17 protein-coding genes and 1 pseudogene are annotated in these 19199 nt (G+C 32.8%); 11 read left to right on the forward strand and 7 right to left on the reverse strand.

Annotated elements, in window-relative coordinates:
• The first annotated feature begins 2 nt into the window (after positions 1-2).
• The 6 genes and pseudogenes from UtA1_RS05945 (at position 3) to UtA1_RS05970 (ending at position 8429) form a co-directional block, all read left to right on the forward strand.
• Entirely contained in the window at positions 3-2282 is a 2280-nt protein-coding gene (locus UtA1_RS05945; protein ID WP_096550361.1) for a methyltransferase domain-containing protein, read from the forward strand.
• Between the two features lie 6 nt (positions 2283-2288).
• Entirely contained in the window at positions 2289-3317 is a 1029-nt protein-coding gene (locus tag UtA1_RS05950) for a glycosyltransferase family 4 protein (protein WP_096550362.1), read from the forward strand.
• 407 nt (positions 3318-3724) lie between these two features.
• Positions 3725-4849 (forward strand): annotated as a pseudogene (locus UtA1_RS05955) (IS4 family transposase).
• A 214-nt stretch (positions 4850-5063) separates the two neighbouring features.
• Entirely contained in the window at positions 5064-6209 is a 1146-nt protein-coding gene (locus UtA1_RS05960; protein ID WP_096550363.1) for a glycosyltransferase, read from the forward strand.
• 3 nt (positions 6210-6212) lie between these two features.
• Positions 6213-6965: a glycosyltransferase family 2 protein gene (locus UtA1_RS05965; protein WP_096550364.1), complete on the forward strand. Its 753-nt coding sequence runs from the start codon at positions 6213-6215 to the stop codon at positions 6963-6965.
• Positions 6966-7061: 96 nt separating this feature from the next.
• On the forward strand, positions 7062-8429 hold the full coding sequence (locus UtA1_RS05970) for a sugar transferase (RefSeq protein WP_096550365.1): 1368 nt from the start codon (positions 7062-7064) through the stop codon (positions 8427-8429).
• A 472-nt stretch (positions 8430-8901) separates the two neighbouring features.
• Here UtA1_RS05970 and UtA1_RS05975 read toward each other — a convergent pair whose 3' ends face one another.
• Entirely contained in the window at positions 8902-9522 is a 621-nt protein-coding gene (locus tag UtA1_RS05975) for a glucose-6-phosphate isomerase (RefSeq protein ID WP_197722748.1), read from the reverse strand.
• Positions 9523-9679: 157 nt separating this feature from the next.
• Between UtA1_RS05975 and istA the strand changes: the two genes are divergently transcribed.
• Genes istA through istB form a run of 3 tightly spaced genes read left to right on the forward strand, consistent with a single transcriptional unit; the run spans position 9680 to position 11964 of the window.
• Entirely contained in the window at positions 9680-10804 is a 1125-nt protein-coding gene (gene istA / locus UtA1_RS05980) for an IS21 family transposase (protein ID WP_232019835.1), read from the forward strand.
• 9 nt (positions 10805-10813) lie between these two features.
• Entirely contained in the window at positions 10814-11212 is a 399-nt protein-coding gene (locus UtA1_RS17630; RefSeq protein ID WP_232019834.1) for a hypothetical protein, read from the forward strand.
• A complete protein-coding gene (gene istB / locus UtA1_RS05985) occupies positions 11209-11964 on the forward strand; it encodes an IS21-like element helper ATPase IstB (protein WP_096550366.1) in 756 nt (251 codons plus the stop codon). The genes UtA1_RS17630 and istB overlap by 4 nt, the downstream gene beginning before the upstream one ends.
• A gap of 78 nt (positions 11965-12042) precedes the next feature.
• On the opposite strand, the gene UtA1_RS05990 is transcribed toward istB, so the two are convergent.
• The 3 genes from UtA1_RS05990 to galU form a co-directional block, all read right to left on the reverse strand.
• The gene (locus UtA1_RS05990) at positions 12043-12702 is read right to left on the reverse strand and encodes a glucose-6-phosphate isomerase (RefSeq protein WP_126434563.1); all 660 of its coding nucleotides are present in this window, start codon (positions 12700-12702) and stop codon (positions 12043-12045) included.
• A 25-nt stretch (positions 12703-12727) separates the two neighbouring features.
• Positions 12728-14089 carry an IS4 family transposase gene (locus tag UtA1_RS05995; protein WP_096549894.1) on the reverse strand — a complete coding sequence of 454 codons (1362 nt, stop codon included), beginning with the start codon at positions 14087-14089 and terminating at the stop codon, positions 12728-12730.
• 266 nt (positions 14090-14355) lie between these two features.
• Positions 14356-15234 carry a UTP--glucose-1-phosphate uridylyltransferase GalU gene (galU, locus tag UtA1_RS06000; RefSeq protein ID WP_096550367.1) on the reverse strand — a complete coding sequence of 293 codons (879 nt, stop codon included), beginning with the start codon at positions 15232-15234 and terminating at the stop codon, positions 14356-14358.
• Between the two features lie 264 nt (positions 15235-15498).
• Between galU and galE the strand changes: the two genes are divergently transcribed.
• Positions 15499-16491 (forward strand): UDP-glucose 4-epimerase GalE, encoded by a 993-nt coding sequence (gene galE / locus UtA1_RS06005; RefSeq protein WP_096552425.1) that lies wholly within the window; start codon positions 15499-15501, stop codon positions 16489-16491.
• 187 nt (positions 16492-16678) lie between these two features.
• Here the strand turns inward: galE and UtA1_RS17445 are convergent, their stop codons facing one another.
• From UtA1_RS17445 to UtA1_RS17455, 3 genes are read right to left on the reverse strand one after another with little or no spacing between them, the layout of a single operon-like run.
• Positions 16679-17290 carry a transposase gene (locus UtA1_RS17445; protein WP_197722749.1) on the reverse strand — a complete coding sequence of 204 codons (612 nt, stop codon included), beginning with the start codon at positions 17288-17290 and terminating at the stop codon, positions 16679-16681.
• Positions 17235-17741, reverse strand: coding sequence for a transposase (locus tag UtA1_RS17450; protein ID WP_197722761.1), 507 nt, complete (start codon positions 17739-17741; stop codon positions 17235-17237). The genes UtA1_RS17445 and UtA1_RS17450 overlap by 56 nt, the downstream gene beginning before the upstream one ends.
• Position 17742: 1 nt before the next feature.
• On the reverse strand, positions 17743-17952 hold the full coding sequence (locus tag UtA1_RS17455) for a hypothetical protein (protein WP_197722750.1): 210 nt from the start codon (positions 17950-17952) through the stop codon (positions 17743-17745).
• Positions 17953-18660: 708 nt separating this feature from the next.
• Here UtA1_RS17455 and UtA1_RS06015 point away from each other — a divergent pair.
• Positions 18661-18903, forward strand: a complete 243-nt coding sequence (locus UtA1_RS06015) for a hypothetical protein (RefSeq protein ID WP_096550368.1) — start codon at positions 18661-18663, stop codon at positions 18901-18903.
• Positions 18904-19199: the final 296 nt, after the last annotated feature.

The raw sequence follows: 19199 nt of genomic DNA on the forward strand, positions 1-19199 counted from the left end.
AGATGAGTGATTTTAAAGTAAATAGTCTCGAATATTGGAATAATAGATTTCAAACTAATTGGGAGAGTTTTTTAGGTAGAGAACAAACAACTTTTTTTATCAACTTGTTATTAAAAAATTTACCTATTTGGATATTAAATGATATAGAAGATAAAAAGCTCTCAATTTGTGATGCTGGCTGTGCGGAAGGTGAAGGTACTTTCTTATTATCAAAAAATTTTCCTAATTCTAAAGTGGTGGGTATTGATTTTTCAGATGAAGCCATTAAAAGAGCAAGAAGTTATTATCCCGAAGTCACCTTTGAAGTTGGCGATATAAATAACCTTAAAGAGAAGTATGATATTATTATTTGCTCGAATGTTTTAGAACACTTTGCTCAACCTTTTAACGTTATCCCTCGTTTAATTGAAAATGCTATTCAACATTTAATTATTATGACTCCGTTTCAAGAAATGAATCGCATTGATGAACATTTATTCACATTTGATTATCAAACTTTCCCATTTCAAATTAACAACTATCAATTAACTTATTTTAATGAGATTGATTGCAGGTTTATTGAAGGTACACATTGGAGTGGAAAACAGGCAATTATCATTTATTCAAATAAAACATTAGTAAATAATATGAATTTAACTTTGGATAATTTCTCTGCAAATCGAAATTTCCACGAAAAAAAATACTTTCAGAAAGAGAAGGAAGTACAAGAACTTCATATAAAAATAAAAAATAATGAAGAAACAATTAATTGGTGTAATAAAAAATTGGAAGAAAAAGACTATATAATTCGAAACTTAAGTCTATCCATTGAAAAAACAGCAAATGAACTTGAAAAAATTAATAAAGTTATAGAAAAAATAAATGAGGATTTGTACTTAGAAAAAGACATAAATCTCCAACTACAACACAATGTTAACATTTTAAATCAAGAATTATCTAATATGACTAATACAAAAGCATGGCGATTAGTTGGAAAATATTATAATTGTGTACATGCTGTTAGAAAACTGAAAAGTAATTCAAAAAAATTTTTTTATGTAGCGAAAACTAAGGGGGTAAAAGAAGCTATTTCAAGGACTTTTACTTTTTTGAAAGATAAAAATACAGCACCACCAGTTCACAATTCAAATAACTTAGAAATTACAAAAGTATTTAATGATTTGATTGCAAAATATAGAGACGGCAAAATTAAAGCTCTTGCCATCATTCCATCTGCCTTTGAATTTGACGAGCTATACAATCAAAGAACTATAAATTTAGCAAAATATTTATCAGAAAAAGGTTATGGAGTTCTTTATGTAGCTTGGCAATGGAAGAAAAATGAAGTTCTAAGTAACAATTACAGATGTTTTTTAGATAATATTTATCAATTACCGTTATATGATTTTTTAAATGCACAATTAGATACATTACTAGAAATTAGAGAAAAGCATTTTATAATTACTTTTCCTGCAGAACAATTTTACAATCTTATAGTTCCTTTTAGAGGAAAAGGTTTTTATATCACTTACGATATTATGGATGATTGGGAAGAATTTTATAATGTTGGAGAAGCACCGTGGTATAAACAATATATTGAAGAAGCAATAATTATTAATTCTGATGCAGTAATTGCTGTATCAGAACCATTAAAACAAAAATTCTCAACAATTAGAAATGATATTCTTGTTATCGGAAATGGATATAATGAAAATATTTCTAAATTGAAAAATATTTCTTTAAGAAAAGAGGCAAAAGATAAAAAAATCCATATTGGATACTTTGGACATTTAACTCCATCATGGTTTGACTGGGATCTAATATTTGAAATTCTAGAAAGAAAAGAAGATATATTCATTCATATTATCGGTTATGGTATTAGTGATACAATAAAGGAAAGGTTAGATAAATATTCAAATGTAAAATTTTACGGTAAAGTTCATCCAGGAGAACTTCATGAACACGTAAAAAATTGGCATTTAGGTATTATTCCATTTAAAAAGTCAAAGTTATCTATAGCTGTAGACCCCATTAAGGTCTATGAATATCTATTTTTTGGATTACCAACCATTTCGACAGGGATACCACATATCGGAAATTATCCACTTGTAGAACACTGTGAAAATGTGACAGAAATTTTAAATACAATTGAAACCCGATATGAAGAATTATTAAATGGAACGTTAAAATACGATGTTTTAGAGGAATTTTTAGAAAATTCAACATGGGAAAAAAGATTTGATTATATGATGAGGAATGTTAAAGAAAAAAATTTTCTTCAGGGAATTTATGAAGGAGAGTAACAAAAAATGTATAAAGTATTGTATGTTTACAAGTGGGCAACAATGGGAGGCGTAGAAAGAGTTTTATTAAATCGATCACAAGCCTTTAAATCATCGAAAATTCAAGTGTTACAACATGTCTTTTTCCTTCACGATTCTGGAGGAAAAAGACTATTAAACAAATATATTGAAAAATACAATTTAAACTACTATTTGCAAATTGTAGAAAATTTTTCTCCTGAACAATATGATGTAGTACATTCTATAGATACACCCGAAATCTTTGAAATGATGAAAGGGAACGGTAAAATTTTTTTCGAGTGCCATACTGCTTATACCGAGAATAGACAATATATAAAAAAATTACCTTTGGATTTAAAAGGAATTATAGTTCCATCGGAAAAATTTAAAAGAGATATTATTGATGAAATCCCCATTCCTTTACAAGAAAAAACTTATATATTGAGAAACTCCGTCTCAAAAGAATTTTTTGAAATAACTACACAATCAGTAAAAAGATTTAATAAGATTCCAATTGCCTATATTGGACGTGTAGATAAGTTGAAAAATACTGAAGAAGTGATTGAAATTTTTTCGCTTTTACAAAAGCGTTTAGGTGATCATTTTATTTTATTAATTGCAGGACCTATTACACCGGAAGTAGATCTATTAAAAATAATTAAAAAGAAAAATTTATTAAATCGTTTTTTATATTTACCACCAATTTCTTTTGAAAAAATTCCATCTTTATTAGAAATTATTAAAGTTAATGAAGGAATTTTTATTTCTTCTTCAAAAGGGGAAAGTTTTGGTTTATCTATCGCAGAAGCAATTTATTCCGGGGTGCCAATTGTTGCTTCACATATACATAGTCATTTGGTAAACGAAGATAATTTATTTTTATATAAACTTGGTAATATTGAAGAAGCGGTAAAAAAAATAAAGTATATATTGGACAATAGAGAGAATGTTGTGAATAAGCTTTGTTCAATAAGTGAAAACTTTTCAAATGATATATTTATACATGACTGGAATGGATTGCTTAGTATTACATGACGGGTATAATTAAGGGCACAACTTAATATCGTTTTATTTGATAAAAGTGGTGTCCGAATTCTTGAGGAGGAATTATGGAAGCAGAAGGTAGGAAATTAATAACTAAACTGGATTTTTTCTTTTATTATTTTTACCGTTAATAACAGTTTTATTAGTGGAATTAATAAGCAGAGATGAGAAACATCATTTATTTTATTGGATTGAAGGAAATTTTAATGAATTTATAATAAATTATTAGTTATGTTTCGGAATAATAAATATATTTTTTATCACTAGTGTCGCATAAAAAATATCAATAGACATAATAAATCTGAATTTTCTGTAACTATATTTTTCAAAAAAAAAATCCTTTATAATGGTTTGGTGGTAGTAAACCTATCCAAATCCAATATAAAGGAATTATGATTATGGATAAGTTTACACGAAAAACATCATTTGAACAATGGTTTTCACCAATTCATTTCAACTTATTTGACGATATGGTGAAAGCCTATCAATTAGATTACTATACAAAGAAGCTTTATATGGCTTCATTTCTGAAATGACTGTTGTACGCTCAATTACATGAAACCGAGAGTTTGCGAGCTTTAAGTGACGCTGTTTTTTCTGAAGAATTACAACGTGCAACAGGTCTTCCATCGATTAGCTTTTCCCAATTAGGAAGACGAATCAACGCCATTCCAACGGTTTTCTTTCAATCGATTTTTCTTGATTTAGTGGCTCAAATTCATGAGAAAACACATTTTCAAAAGCGAAGAAAGCTGACAACGCCACTAAAAATCATTGATTCGAGTACGTTGCCACTGAATTTGACGAACCACAAATGGGCAGAGTTCCGAAAAACAAAATCGGGCGTGAAGCTTCACTTGCGTCTTGTATTCATGGAAAAAGGACTTTCTTATCCCGACAAGGCCGTACTGACAAACGCAATCGAACATGATCGGGGTCAATTAGAGGTATTCATTGATGATCAAGAATGCCTGTACGTGTTCGATCGTGGATACTTAGATTATGAGTGATTTGACCGTATGACGGATGATGGGTATTTCTTTGTTTCACGTTTACGAAAAAACGCTGTCGTCCGTGTGTTAGAACGATTTTCGTTACCTGAAGATTCGCCTGTATTCTCCGATGAAATGCTGGTGATTGGAACCACGCAAAATCGTTCTGAAAACGCGTTCCATCTCATCAAATTGTTGGATACAAAAGGAAATGAACTTCATTTACGGACGAATCGTTTTGATATGGATGCAGATGAAATCGCCGAAATCTATCAGTCACGTTGGGGCATTGAACTCTTTTTCAAATGGATGAAACAACACTTGAATATCAAGAAGTTCTACGGCCACAGTGAACAAGCCGTACACAACCAAGTATACGTAGCGATGATTGTATACTGTTTAAATGTGTTAGCTCAGTTGAACACGAATAGTGACCGAAGTACGTTACAAATAAGTCGATATTTGAAAGCAGCTTTATGGAAATCTGCACACATTTGGTTACGGAAAATCGAAAGGAAGAGCGTTCCTTAAAGGTTGATTTGTCGTTGTTGCACTCGCCTTAAGCTATAGGTAAAAAATGGATGTTTACTACCTTTATTTAGGTGTTTCGTTTTTCGCTAATTTTCCAGAAAAATAAAATCTGAATTTTCAAAACTTATTTATGCGACGTTAGTGAATTGTTTTTTATATAAATAAGCAAAGTTATATTGGAATAGTATTTTTAATTTAATGGAGGTTAATAAACTTGCAGGCAAAAGTTTTGCTATGCCAAAATAGTGCCTTCATTGCAAATCGATTACCCCGAGCTGCAAGAGCATTAAAACAGGCAGGTTATGATGTGGAAATTTTGAATTGGGACCGTGGGATCAATTCAGAAGTAATTCAAATGGCTGTTCAACAATTTGCTAAAGAAGGAATAAAAGTTCACACGATTTATTGTGGTGTGACTCCATATGGTAAAGGAATATTGACCGCTTTCCAAAAATTAAAATTCGCCATGAAGGTAATTGAATTTTTGTTAAAAAACGGGAATAACTATCAAATCGTTCATGCAATTGATTTTGATTTAGGATTTCCTGTTTTCTTAGCAAAAAAAATAAAGCGAAATCTATCATTTAAGTTTATTTATGATATTGCGGATTTTGTAGAAACATTCCATAGCCCCATACCAAAGATAGTTCGAAATCAAATTACAAGAGTAAGCCAACTAATTATGAAGTTTTGTGATGTAATTATCATACCAGATAAAAATCGATTCATTAATATTCCTAATGAATTGCATCCGAAAACATTTGTAATTAATAATACAATAGATCCCCCTAAAGAGATTAAGGAGTATCCTATTCAAAAATCTGAGGAGAAAATTAATATTTTATATTATGGTGCATTAAGTAAAGACCGCGGCATAGATTTGTTATTACAATTAACATCATTAGACAATGTATGTATTTGGATTGCGGGAAAAGGAGAATTACAGGAAGAGATTACGCTTTATGCTGAAAAACATGATAATGTATATTTCTTGGGATATCTCGAATTTCCTCAAGTGCTTTCCGTTGTACAACAAATTGATTTGATATACATGGTCTATGATCCAGCTTATCAACATAACCAAATTGCTTCTCCAAATAAATTATTTGAAGCACTTTATAGCGGGAAACCGTGTATTGTTGCAAATGGAACGTCTATAGATAAATTAGTTGAAAAAGAAAATATCGGATATGTGGTTGAATATAACGAAACAGATTTGAAAAATACTGTTATGAAATTAAATAAGAAGGATTTAATGAAAAAAGGATTAAATGCAAAAGCACTCTACCCTCAATATAGTTGGGAAAAGACCAAAAAGAAATTAATTGAGCTTTATCAAAAACTTCATAATGGTGATTAAATAATGAGCCAACCTTTAGTTTCAATAATTACACCTACTTACAATAGTTCGAAATTTATTATTCAAACCGTACAGTCTGTTTTGAACCAAACTTTTGATAACTTTGAACACATAATAGTAGATGATTGCTCTACAGATAATACTTGGGACATATTGTTAGAGTTACAAAAGAAAGATTCTCGTATAAAAATTGAACGAATGAAGGAAAATTCGAAAGCGGCTTTAACTCGAAATCATGGTATTAAATTAGCAAAAGGAAAATATATAGCTTTTCTTGATAGCGATGATTTATGGGAACCAAACAAATTAGAAATTCAGGTTCAGTTTATGCAAAACACACAATGTGCCTTTTCCTTTTCTAATTATCGAATGATTGATGAAGATGGAAAAGATTTAAATAGACTTGTTAAGTGCCCAAAAGTCATTAGTTATAAAGATTTATTAAAAAATACGACAATTGGTTGTTTGACGGTAATGCTAGATACTGAAAAATTAGGAAAACCCATTATGCCCAATTTACAACCAGAGGACACAGCACTATGGTTGAAAATTTTAAGAAAAGGTGAAAAGGCTTATTGCATACAAGAAGTATTAGCTAGTTACCGAATCGTAAAAAACTCAGCATCTAGTAATAAAATTAAAGTTGCCAAAAAAATGTGGAAAGTTTATAGGGAATCAGAAAATCTAAGTTTTATTCCTTCTTTATGGAATTTTTCACATTATGCTTGGAATGCGGTAAAAAAACATTATTTATAGAGACAATATGTTAGTATTGATTTTTCCATCTAAAAAAGTTTAAATTTTATGTTACAATAACCCTAGTAGTAGCCAAAATTACTAGGGGGTTTTTTTTTGTCTAGTGTAACGAATCAGCGAAGTCAAAAACTGATTTTAATATTTATAGATTTAGCATTTATTTTTTTATCATATATATTAGCTTTCCGCATTCGTTTTGAGAATATTGAACACCGAAACTGGGATGCATTTCTTTCTTTATCTCCTTGGATACTATTAATTGGATTGTTTTTTGTTACAATGTACGAATTGTATACTGTTGATCGAAAAAGTAAATGGGATATAGTTCGTCATGTGATTATTGCTTCTACTTTAATGATGCTAATAACAATGGCTGCCTCATTCTTATTTCGTGAATTTGCCTTGCCACGATCTGTTATATTAATAGCTTATATTTTTATTAATATATTTTTAATATGTTGCAAACTTGTAATAATGCAACTATTGTCCATAAAATCTGGTATTGTATTTTTTGTAGGGGATATTGAGGAAAAACAAAAGATTGTTGAACAATTAAAATTTCAATTTGGAAAGAGAATGAAAGTCAAATATTCTTCGAGTGAAGAATCATTGGACCGCATTTATCAAACGCTACAATATGTTGATTACGTAATTATCGGTTCTAATATTTCCAGTGAAGTAAAATCGAAAATTATTTTTGAATCTGTAAAAAATCAAAAAATTGTTTATGTTATTCCAGATTTTTATGATCTATTACTATCTCAATCGATTATTACTACTATTGATGATACAATGGCAATGGCTGTAAAACCGTTTGGATTATCGTTAGGACAACAATTAGTTAAACGGCTATACGATATTGTTGCTTCATTTATAGCATTAGTTGTATTATCTCCCCTATTTTTATTAATCAGTATTATTATTAAATTAGATGACCCAACTGGAAGTATTTTATATAAGCAAAAGAGGTTAGGGAAATACAATAAAGAATTCACGATTTATAAGTTTCGCTCCATGGTAGAAGGTGCTGAAAAGAATACAGGTCCGATTTTAGCAGGTGAAAATGATCCTAGAATTACAAGAGTCGGTCATTTTATTCGTCGAACAAGAATAGATGAACTACCTCAGTTATTTAATGTATTGAAGGGGGACATGTCTATTGTTGGACCTCGCCCTGAGAGAGCTTACTTTACCGAACAATTCGAGAAGGATTTAAAATATTACTCATATAGGAATACAGTAAAACCGGGGATAACTGGTTATGCCCAAATTATGGGCAAATATACAACGAGTGTGGACGATAAATTGCGATTTGATTTATTTTATATTCGAAACTATTCTTTTTTACTTGATATTATCATTCAGTTTAGAACATTAATTGTACTATTTGATAAATCAAAATCTGAAGGCAGGAAAGAAAGAGAGAATATAGAACCGAAAAAACAGCGTTCTTTACATTATTAAAGTTTTTCGAACACAATAATTTAAAGACATAAATTGAAAAAAACGTGAATCAAAAGTGAGCAGAGAAATGAAATAAACAAAAAACAATGAATGTTTAGGAATGTTTAGGAATGTTTAGCAGTCAAGGGGGCGTCTGAAAAGTCAATTTGAGATGCCCCTTTTGCGACGAGGATGGTGACATTTTGATGTGACCACCACAGGAGCAAAGTTTTTAAGAGAATATTACTATAAGAATTAAGGCTGTTCAGAAAGTGATCGACTTTCTGAATAGCCTCTTTCATATATTTGTTCTTATAATGTGAGTGGGTTCAAATGCTCTAACGAAAGGTTCACCATTAGTTCTTTTTAGAAGAAAGTCTTTTGTTAAAAAGTCTCAATGTATCGTAGAAAAGAAATCGTTAATTTTCTTTTTCATACATTCTGAAGCAATTACTAACACATTGAGGGAGATGTTCTAAAGTTAATTTTCTGTTTACTGAGAAGAATTCAATAACTCAAGCATTTTCTTTTTATAAGCTTCCACTCCAGGTTGATCGAAAGGATTAACTTCTAACTTTGCACTCATGGCACATGATTTCATAAAGAAGTACATTAAATAGCCTAAATGGTAGGCATCAAGTTTTGTCATTTCTAGTTGTATGACTGGTACTCCACCTTCTGCATGGGCGAGAGCAGTACCTTGTTTGGAGGTTGCATTGATTTCGTTAAAGGAGCGGCCTGCTAAATAATTTAATCCATCTTCATTCCGTTCGTCATAAGGCACGATGTAATCACCTTCAACATCATGGAAGTGAAGAAGCGTTTCAAACAAGATTGGGCTCCCCTCTTGAATGAATTGTCCGATTGCATGTAAATCCGTAGAGTAAGTAACACATGTTGGGAACAATCCTTTTCTTTCTTTTCCTTCACTTTCACCAAATAACTGCATCCACCATTCATGGAATTTCTTTAATGACGGTTCAAAGGAGGCTAGCAATTCCACGCTATATCCTTCGTTGTAGAGCTTATTTCTCATGACAGTATATTGGTAAGCATGGTTATTTGCTAAATCAGGATCTTTTAATTCACATGCTGCTTTTTTAGCACCTTCCATAAATTGGTGTAAACGCTAAACTAGAATCAACAGTTTTCCACAAATAGAACTCAACAGAATTCCCCAAATAAGATTAAACAGTTTCCCCACCATCAATCACTTTCAAATATACTGTTACTAGTCTATTGAAAGTGAGGAATTAGGAGTGAACAGATTTATGCTTTACATCGAGATTCATCGTTTATACAAAGAGGGATTCTCCAAGAGTGCTATTGCAAGAAAACTAAATATTTCAAGAAATAGAGTGATAGATTATTTGAATATGAGTACTGATGAGTTTGAAGAATTTTTAAGTACATTACGTACAAGAGAAAAGAAACTAGACCCTTATCATGATCAAATTCTAGGGTGGTTGAAGGAACATCCTGATTTAACTGCTGCACAAGTTTATGATTGGTTGGAAGAAAAGTTAGGTTTCAGGGAAGTCGCTGAGAACACTGTACGAAATTATTTAAACGAAATGAGGGATTACTATCGGATTCCAAAGGTAAAGGTTCAGAGGACATATAGTGTAGTTCCAGAATTACCAATGGGAAAACAGGCTCAAGTGGATTTTGGACAAACTACCGTCAAAAACAGACAAGGTGAGAATAAAAAGTTGTATTTTATCGCATTTGTTTTATCACATTCAAGATATAAATATGTAGAATGGCTCGATCGACCTTTTCGTACTTCCGATATGATTCGAATGCATGAAAATGCATTTGAATACTTTGGAGGAATGCCAGAAGAAATGGTCTATGACCAAGATGCGTTATTAGCAGTTAGTGAAAATGCAGGTGATTTAATTCTTACAGCTGAATTTACTAAATATCATCATACCCGTAAATTTAATGTTTATTTATGTAGAAAGAGTGATCCGGAATCAAAAGGTAAAATTGAACAGGTTGTGAAATTTGTAAAAAATAATTTTAGCAAAAATCGAGTATTCGATCATCTTTCAGATTGGAATCAATCGTGCCACGCTTGGTTGAAAAGAACAGGAAACTATAAAGTTCATCATAATACGAAAAAGAGACCTTCTGAAGTGCACGCCCTGGAAAAGCAACACTTAAAGAAAGTCTCTGGTACTTACATTTTCGCAAATGTTTCAACTCCAAGTATAACAAGAAATATCCATAAGGACAATGTTATTCGTTATGAAGGAAATCGATATAGCGTTCCTAAAGGAACATATAGAGCAGATGCCCCAAATCTTGCTTATTTACAAGAAGAGGATGGTTGGTTAATTATTCGACTGAAAGAAACTGGGATGGAGTTAGCAAAGCACCGAATATCCTAAGGAAAAGGATTGATTATTACAGATCCCTCCCATCGGGAACATAGCACAAGTAAACGAGATCTTTTAATTCATCAAATTCAAGAAACATTCATAGATAAAGAGAATATTCAATGGTTAATACACAAATTGAAAGAACGATATCCACGTCATTTAGTGGATCAACTCAAAGTACTACAACAAGCCATCAGAATTTACCCAAATCATTGTGAGGAAGCTTTATCTGAAATGAAGAAACTTGGAATGACCAGTGCAAATGATTTTCGGGATATTGCACATGCATTATCTGTACAATATCAAAAAAGTTCACCTAAAATCGTTGAATTGAATGAGAAGTATAAAGATTTATCAGCACCAGAACGATCCGAAGACATTTATTTAAAAGTCTTATCTGGAGGTGAAAATGAATGAATCATCATCCCTATGAAATTTTACAAGATAAATGTCGTACCTTGCGCCTCGCTGAGACGGCTAAAGAATTACCGAATTTACTCCGTGAAGCTGAAGCAAAGAATTGGACATATCATGAACTGGTTTATGAAATCTTAAGCTATGAGATGCGATGTAGAGAGCAGAAAAATAATGAGAGATTAATGAAATGGGCAGAGTTCCCAGAAATATTGACGTTTGATACCTATGATTTGAAGGAACAAACAGCTCTTGGTGAAAAACAACTAAATGTATTAAAAGAACTGAATTGGATTGAAGAATTTTTTACTTTAATTTTGATGGGACCAACAGGAGCAGGAAAAACACATTTATCCGTTGCATTAGGAATACACGCTGTGGAGAGAGGATACAAAGTATCCTTTGTCTCCATGAATCAGCTTATGTATATTTTAAAAACAAAAGAATATATCAATAAATCTAAAATACGCTACAAACGTATTATAGCTTCGGATTTAATTATTATTGATGATGTCATGTACATGACTTACGAGCCTCAGGAAGCCAATCTATTTTTCCAGTTTATCTATGATTTATATGATAAAGCAGCATTCATTCTAACCTCTAATAAAGGGCCAAATGAATGGGGAAAATTTCTTGGTGATCCTACTTTAACAACAGCTATACTTGACCGTTTATTACATAGGAGTGAAATTATCACTTTCGATAACGAAACGGATAGCATTCGTATGAAATACAGAAAGGTATTATTTTAATTTAGCAAACTGTTGAATCTTAATTGTAGAAAACTGTTTAAAATTATTTGTGGAAAATTGTTTAATTCTACTTGACGGTTACAATTGGCCAATTTCAATGCCTGCAATGGCAAGAGGTAGCAATCCTACAGGGGTTAACACCGAATAGCGACCACCAATATTAGGAGGAATCTCGAAACGGCGATATCCAGCTAAATCGGCGGTTTTCTTTAACAATCCCTTTTCAGGATCCGTTGTGACAATGATTCGATGAACAGCTTCTTCACCGTAACGTTCTTCCATATACTGACGTAACACTCTGAAGGCAAGTGCAGGCTCCATTGTACCTCCAGATTTCGAAATGACATTGATGTATACTTCTTTATCAGAAAGATATGTAAGAATTTGTTTCATATAGGCACCGCTCATATGATGCCCAACATATATTACTTCAATTCCATTTTTATGTATGCCAAAATAAGGAGTTAACGCATCTTGCACCGCTCGGGCACCTAAAAATGATCCGTCAATTCCTATAACAACTAGAACATCTGCTTTTGCACAGATTTCGTTTTTCAAATTTTGTATTTGTTTGAAAAGTTCATCATGATTTTGTAAAGGGTAGTCGATCCACCCCGTCATATTACTAGAATTTTCCAATTGATAGTGGATTTCTTTAACCTGATCTTTATATTGATCTATGTCATGCTCTTCTAGATTACAGTTTAAAAGTGTAGTTTGTACTAAATGAGTGACCAATTTCATGCCTCATTTATTTATTTACTCAACTTTCGCAGACTGAAATTGGCAAATAAGCCTTGATATAGCTAGGAAGGTTGGATATCCACTGTTCTAGTTGACTTTGAATTAATTTTTTGATTTTCTTGTTGGTCTGTTTTATTACATCTTGAAGAAGCTCGATTAACTGCTGCAATGCGACAGCCCAATCAAGTTCATTTACTTCATCACATAGTTCATAAAACAGACCACCAATTGTTCGTTCATCCGTATTACAACGATTCTGCCAAGAGAGTACAATAAAACGTGTAAATACAATCGTTGTATGGGCAATAAGCGCATCATATGAACGACTTTGGAACTCTTTTTCAAGTTTTAAAAGGGATTTGGTTGTCTTAAAGAAAACCTCGATATCCCAGCGCATTCCGTAGATTCGCACAATTTCTTGTTCGGAGAGCGTGCAATCGGTACTAAGGATGGCAAGCCACTCACTTTTCTTATTTCTATTTTGAATGAATACCACTTTAACGGGTGTCCCGTTAGCCATTGTTGTATGAATTGAACGAAGAACTCCTTTCCCGGATGGAACAGGTACAGCTAAGCGATAAAGTTGCTTTAGTGAAACCATTTTATCGTTTACGTTATAGCGTTGTTTTGTTTCTTTAACCATCCCTATGACATCTAATCCTTGATCGACAATCGCTTTAACAAGTGGTGGCAAGGTAAACCAAGAATCCATAAGAACATAGCTGGCTTCGATTCCACTCGTTAATGCACGCTTAATCATATCAGGAATCTGTTCAGGCTCTGTTTGAAGTGCATTTTGTCTACGTTTATAGCCACATGTGCGTTTATCAATGTGATCAGAAATACCATTGATTTGTGACTTTCTCGAACTGACTAAAGAAAAGTCAATTGGCATAAATGTATGGCCATCTGACCAACCCAAAGTAAGCATACGAAAACCTTTATAAAAGCGCATTTTAAGTGAAGCATGATCAAAACAACGAGCGAGCAATTCGACCTTTTTACTGCGATTTCGATCATAGGAAGAATCATCAATAATGAACACTTTTGGTCGTGTTCGATTCGTAAGACTTGCCACTTTTCGAATGGTAAAAGTGCTCAATAGTAATAAAAAGCGGCGCCAGTTGAACGTTGCTTGGTTTAAAAAACGATAAACAGCGTCCTTAGCTGGAAATTGATCTGCTTTCTTTGAATCCAGTAGGGAAAACCAATTTCTATGTTGAAAAATCAAACAAAAAATAAGTTGAAATAAGTAAGAACAGCTAAAGCCAAACGATTTTTTAATTCCTGCTTGGCGTAGATGCTTATTTATTTCAAGCTCAGAAAAAACAGAGTCAAGTTCTTTTGGTAGTTGATTAAATTGGCTATTTTGGTTTATCATATAGGGGACACCTCTTCTGTATGGTAGTGTTTTTCATCAATTACACTATACCAAAGAACGAGGTGTTTTTTCATGATTATTTAAATTTGTCAACGAATATATTTGATAAACTCTGGTTTCAATAAAACCAATGATTAATGCTTATTTTTTAGGTGCGAAAGTTGAGTTATTTATTTATTTATTTATTCGTCCTTCTATTATGACATAGAAATGTTTTAAACAAAATGTCTATTGGAGGAGACGATTGAAAATTCCTCCATAATGAATCATTGTTCAGATAATTGTTTTGCTTTTTCTAAAATAAATTTTTTTACATCTTCCCGTAAGTCATCACGATTTAAAGCAAAATCAATCGTCGTTTCAATGAAGCCCATTTGATTACCGACATCATAGCGTTTCCCTTCAAATCTAAAAGCAAATACTCGTTGGATTGTATTCAATTCTTCAATGGCATCTGTTAATTGAATTTCTCCACCTTTTCCCGCTTTCTTTTGTTCTAAAAAACAGAAAATTTCAGGAGTTAAAATATATCTTCCAATAATCGCAAAATTGGAAGGGGCTTCTTCTTTGGATGGCTTTTCAATAAACTTTGATACTTGCATTAAAGGAGTGTCTGTTGAGATTGGATCGATGACACCATAACGATGGACTTCGCTATCCGGCACTTCCATTACACCAATGACACTGGAAAAAGTGCTATTGTATTGATTAATCAATTGTTTTAAGCATGGTGTTTCACTTTGAACTACATCATCTCCAAGCAAGACAGCAAAAGGCTCATTTCCTATAAAGTTACGAGCACACCAAATAGCATGTCCAAGTCCAAGAGGTTGTTTTTGACGGATATAGTGAATATCAATATCCGATGATACACGGACTTTCACCAATAGATCGAATTTCTCTTTTTCGATTAAATTTGCCTCCAGTTCAAAGGCGTGGTCAAAATGGTCTTCAATCGCTCGTTTTCCTTTACCGGTAACGATGATAATATCTTCAATTCCAGAAGCAATCGCTTCTTCGACAATATATTGAATGGTTGGTTTATCTACAATTGGTAACATTTCTTTTGGCATGGCTTTTGTTACAGGTAAAAACCGTGTTCCTAAACCTGCCGCTGGGATGATGGCTTTTCGAATTTTTTTCAAACAAACTCTCTCCTTCTTAATAAATACACTCATAATCATAACACAAAGCATGAAAGACTTGACATTAAACTCACTATTCCATTTAGCAATAAAGAGTTAAAAAATATAGAATATGTAAGAAAAAATATATTAATAAACCTTTTCAATGAATTCAAATTAGTGGAGTTATTGTATATAATTAAAATTTAGTTTATTCTGTTTACTAATGCTATTATTTTACTAGTTTGATGGGCAATTTTGATAAATAGATGAGGTTGAAAAATGATGAAAATTTTAGTAACAGGTGGAGCCGGATATATCGGATCGCATACATGTGTGGCTTTAATGGAACAAGGCTATTCATTGATTATAGTAGATAATTTTTCAAACAGTAAGCCTCCAGTGTTAGAAAATCTTCGAAAATTAAATGACAATTTTATTTTTTACAATGTTGATGTGACTGATGAAGAAGCCTTGGAACAAATTTTTTTAAAACATGATATAGAAGGGGTTATTCATTTTGCAGGATATAAGGCGGTTGGAGAATCTGTTGCAGAACCGTTAAAATACTATTTAAATAACGTAGTAAGTACAATGATTTTAGCGAAAGTATGTAAAAAATATAATGTGAATAAATTTGTATTCAGCTCTTCTGCAACCGTTTATGGTGAAAATAAAGTGCCTTTTAAAGAGGAAATGGAGCTATTGCCGACAACGAACCCTTATGGCGAAACAAAAGCTATGAGTGAAAGGATTTTAATGGATGTGGCAAAGGCAAATCCAATCTTTTCTGTTTCGATTTTAAGATATTTTAACCCAGTTGGTGCCCATGAGAGTGGATTAATCGGAGAAGATCCAAATGGCATTCCAAATAACTTGATGCCATATATTACAAAAGTGGCAAAAGGAGATTTAGAAAAGTTAAGAGTATTCGGCAATGACTATCCTACACCGGACGGTACAGGTGTGAGAGATTATATCCATGTCATGGATCTGGCAGAAGGGCATGTAGCAGCGTATAAGCATCTTTCAAAAGGTGTACATATTTACAATTTGGGCACTGGGAAAGGAACTAGTGTGTTAGAGTTAGTTCATGCTTTTGAAGAGGCAAATGGAATAAAAGTGCCATATGAAATAGTGGAACGTAGACCAGGAGATATTGCGGTTTGTTACGCAGACGCTTCGAAGGCCGAAAAAGAATTAGGCTGGAAAGCTAAACGAAATATTGTTGATATGTGTAGAGATGCTTGGAGATTTGAAAGTCGTCAAAGTCGTTAAGTTTTTAGTCCATCCCAAACATTTAACAAAATATTACCAATATTACTCTAGTGAATTTAATTATATTTATGTTACAATGACCCTAGTATATTTTTAGGTTCTTTGTCAAATGGTGTTGGTGAATAAATTTTAGTGACATTATTTGGTAATATATAATCGGATGGCTTAGGGGAAATTCGAGGTTCCCCTAAGCTGTTTTTATTTTCGCTAAGTTTTGGGTAATGAATATTCGGTTTCTAAAGTGATAGAAGGATCGATAACCGAAAGAAATGCGTTTAATCACTTTGATTTTGTTATGAATCCCCTCTAAAATGCCGTTATTATAATCGTACTTTAGCGTATTCTCGACGTAATTGATGTATTTGTTGATTGTCTTGATGGCGGTTTCCATATAGCTGGAAACAATATTTTGTTTATTCTCTAATGTTTTCTTTAGGAGCTCAAAGTCTTTGGTTTTGATGCAATGTCGAACGTATTGGTATAACTCATAGGACGCTTTTAATTCAGAATCTAAATCAATGAGATAGTGGAGAATCTCCACCTCACACATATGCTTTTTAAAGCAACGATGATATGTATAGTTCTTATAATCAAGTTTTGTTTGATCTTTCAGAAGGAGCTTCCAGTATTTTTTCAATTTATTGTAATTCTTTTTATCCCGATTCATGACGTTGATGCGCGTTTTGTTTAAAGCTCTGCTAAATAGTTGGAGGATATGGAATTTGTCGAGTATGTTTTCCGCTTTAGGGAAAACTTCTTGGATTAAGGAAAATATAAGGGCTGTACATATCGATGACAATCGTTTTTACCGCATCTCTCGCCTTTTTGGAATACCGTAAGAAATACTCTTTGAGGACATGTAATCTTCGGTCCTCCACGATATCCACAATCTCCCCCGTTTCAGAGTCGCAGAAAATAAAGGACATCGCTCCAGCTGCGGATTTCACTGATTTAAACTCATCAAAACACAAATGCTTTGGAAGGTAGTGAACATTTGGTTGATAGTAGCTATAAAAGCTGTCAATGACACGACTGACAGTTGCATGAGAAACATTATGTTTCATCGCAATATCTTTTTCGGATATTTTATCTTTGGCGTTTAAAGCAATCGATACTTTGGTATTGTTGGAAATACAACAGTTTTTAGCCACGACGCTCGTTTTTAAAGTAAACGTGGAATGACAATGTTTACAGAAATAACGCTGTTTCCGCAATTTTAAGTAGGTATGAAAACCTGAAATGCTAGGCATTTTAATGAGAGACGTTTAAACCGTGTTTAATGATTTGATCATCAAAGACATGTCCACAAGCATAACAAGCTTTTGGTTGATACGTTAACGTCCCATGAAAGACTTTCGCTTTTACTTTTTTGATCGTTTCGGTAGAACAAAAATTTTCATCAAATGTGATATTTTTGTCTTTTATATTGAGTAGGTTTCGTATAGAATGATGGTGAGACATGTGACACAACTCCTTTGGAAAATGTGTTTTGGCGATTACATTTTACCAGAGTTTTGTCACTGTCTCATTTTTTGTGTAAAAAATGATGCTGGTTGTATCCACCAACACCAAATATTATAGAGCCAATGGTGCTGCAGTTCTTTCGGAATTGGGTCTCCCTGTAGATTGGCTCCGTAATAAGGGCAACATTCTTTGTGATCATCCATGTTTTTTCACGTCCTTCTTATATGGATTTGGTTCGGTTTGTCTCTTGAAGCGGCAATCCCCTTTCTCCCGCTGGCATGGTCGAGTCAATGGACGAATGGAAAATATGCTTGTTTTCTTGCTCAATGATAAGGGGATGGGAACGGGGAAGGATGTTGCCTGTGTCCATCGTTCTCTTGATTGTTCCGTTGATCCCTGTTGCACAAAAGTCAATCCCATTTCAATACAATGTTTTTTTTATCTATTGTAACAAATAAAGAATGACTGCGCTCTTTTGCATTGGAATATATGCAGATTAGGTTAAAACCGGAAAAAATATCCGTTAGAATAATAGTGTACAATTCTTTTTATTTACTTTTGCTTTAACAATTGAATAAACGATGGCCTTTTGGGTTCGAAGAATAGGTTAAAAATCATCGGTAAGGATGTATGACGAAAAACAGTCGTTGGCATTCTTGCCGATGTTTTTTTATTTATCAACAATTTTAATATGGAGGGATTTTCATGAGTCGTTATTATGTCGTACGAAGAACAAAGGAGAAAGATGAAGAATTTGCTGTGATCGACGCTTTATCTCTGGATGAAGTGAATGCAATCTTTAAAGTACGTTATAAAGATTTTAAAGAAACCATGCAAAAAGGAGAGGCATTCTTTATTTTCCAAGTAAACGAACCATTGACGTTTGATGAGAATCATCAGGTCGTGTTTCCAAAAGGAAGGATGGCAATGATTCATAAATTGTCTTAGAGCGAAAAAGAAAAGTAAACAAACAAAATAGGGGGATTCTCCCTTTCCACACAGGAGACTGAATATTCAGTCTCCTGTGTGGAGGAAACTAGTTCCCTATTCATTCCAAATTCATTTCAAAGATACCCTACTATCTTACATTACACAAAATTCTTGACGGTACCATTTCGCAGTTCAACGTTTGTAACTATACTTGTTGATATATGCTTTTGAGTCTGAAAAATGCATTTTTAATTAATCGATTCAAATGATCGCCTTTGCGACGAGAATATTTGTTGGTGGAAAAATCAGGGGTA

The organism is Ureibacillus thermosphaericus (assembly GCF_002370195.2).
Lineage (GTDB): Bacteria > Bacillota > Bacilli > Bacillales_A > Planococcaceae > Ureibacillus > Ureibacillus thermosphaericus.

Bases quoted from the DNA above. Each gene is read 5' to 3' on its own strand.
- UtA1_RS05945 (WP_096550361.1), top strand. From the start codon at position 3: ATGAGTGATTTTAAAGTAAATAGTCTCGAATATTGGAATAATAGATTT.
- UtA1_RS05950 (WP_096550362.1), top strand. From the start codon at position 2,289: ATGTATAAAGTATTGTATGTTTACAAGTGGGCAACAATGGGAGGCGTA.
- UtA1_RS05965 (WP_096550364.1), top strand. From the start codon at position 6,213: ATGAGCCAACCTTTAGTTTCAATAATTACACCTACTTACAATAGTTCG.
- UtA1_RS05975 (WP_197722748.1), bottom strand. From the start codon at position 9,522: ATGGAAGGTGCTAAAAAAGCAGCATGTGAATTAAAAGATCCTGATTTA.
- istA (WP_232019835.1), top strand. From the start codon at position 9,680: ATGCTTTACATCGAGATTCATCGTTTATACAAAGAGGGATTCTCCAAG.
- istB (WP_096550366.1), top strand. From the start codon at position 11,209: ATGAATCATCATCCCTATGAAATTTTACAAGATAAATGTCGTACCTTG.
- UtA1_RS05995 (WP_096549894.1), bottom strand. From the start codon at position 14,089: ATGATAAACCAAAATAGCCAATTTAATCAACTACCAAAAGAACTTGAC.
- galE (WP_096552425.1), top strand. From the start codon at position 15,499: ATGAAAATTTTAGTAACAGGTGGAGCCGGATATATCGGATCGCATACA.
- UtA1_RS17450 (WP_197722761.1), bottom strand. From the start codon at position 17,741: ATGCCTAGCATTTCAGGTTTTCATACCTACTTAAAATTGCGGAAACAG.
- UtA1_RS17455 (WP_197722750.1), bottom strand. From the start codon at position 17,952: ATGTCTCACCATCATTCTATACGAAACCTACTCAATATAAAAGACAAA.
- UtA1_RS06015 (WP_096550368.1), top strand. From the start codon at position 18,661: ATGAGTCGTTATTATGTCGTACGAAGAACAAAGGAGAAAGATGAAGAA.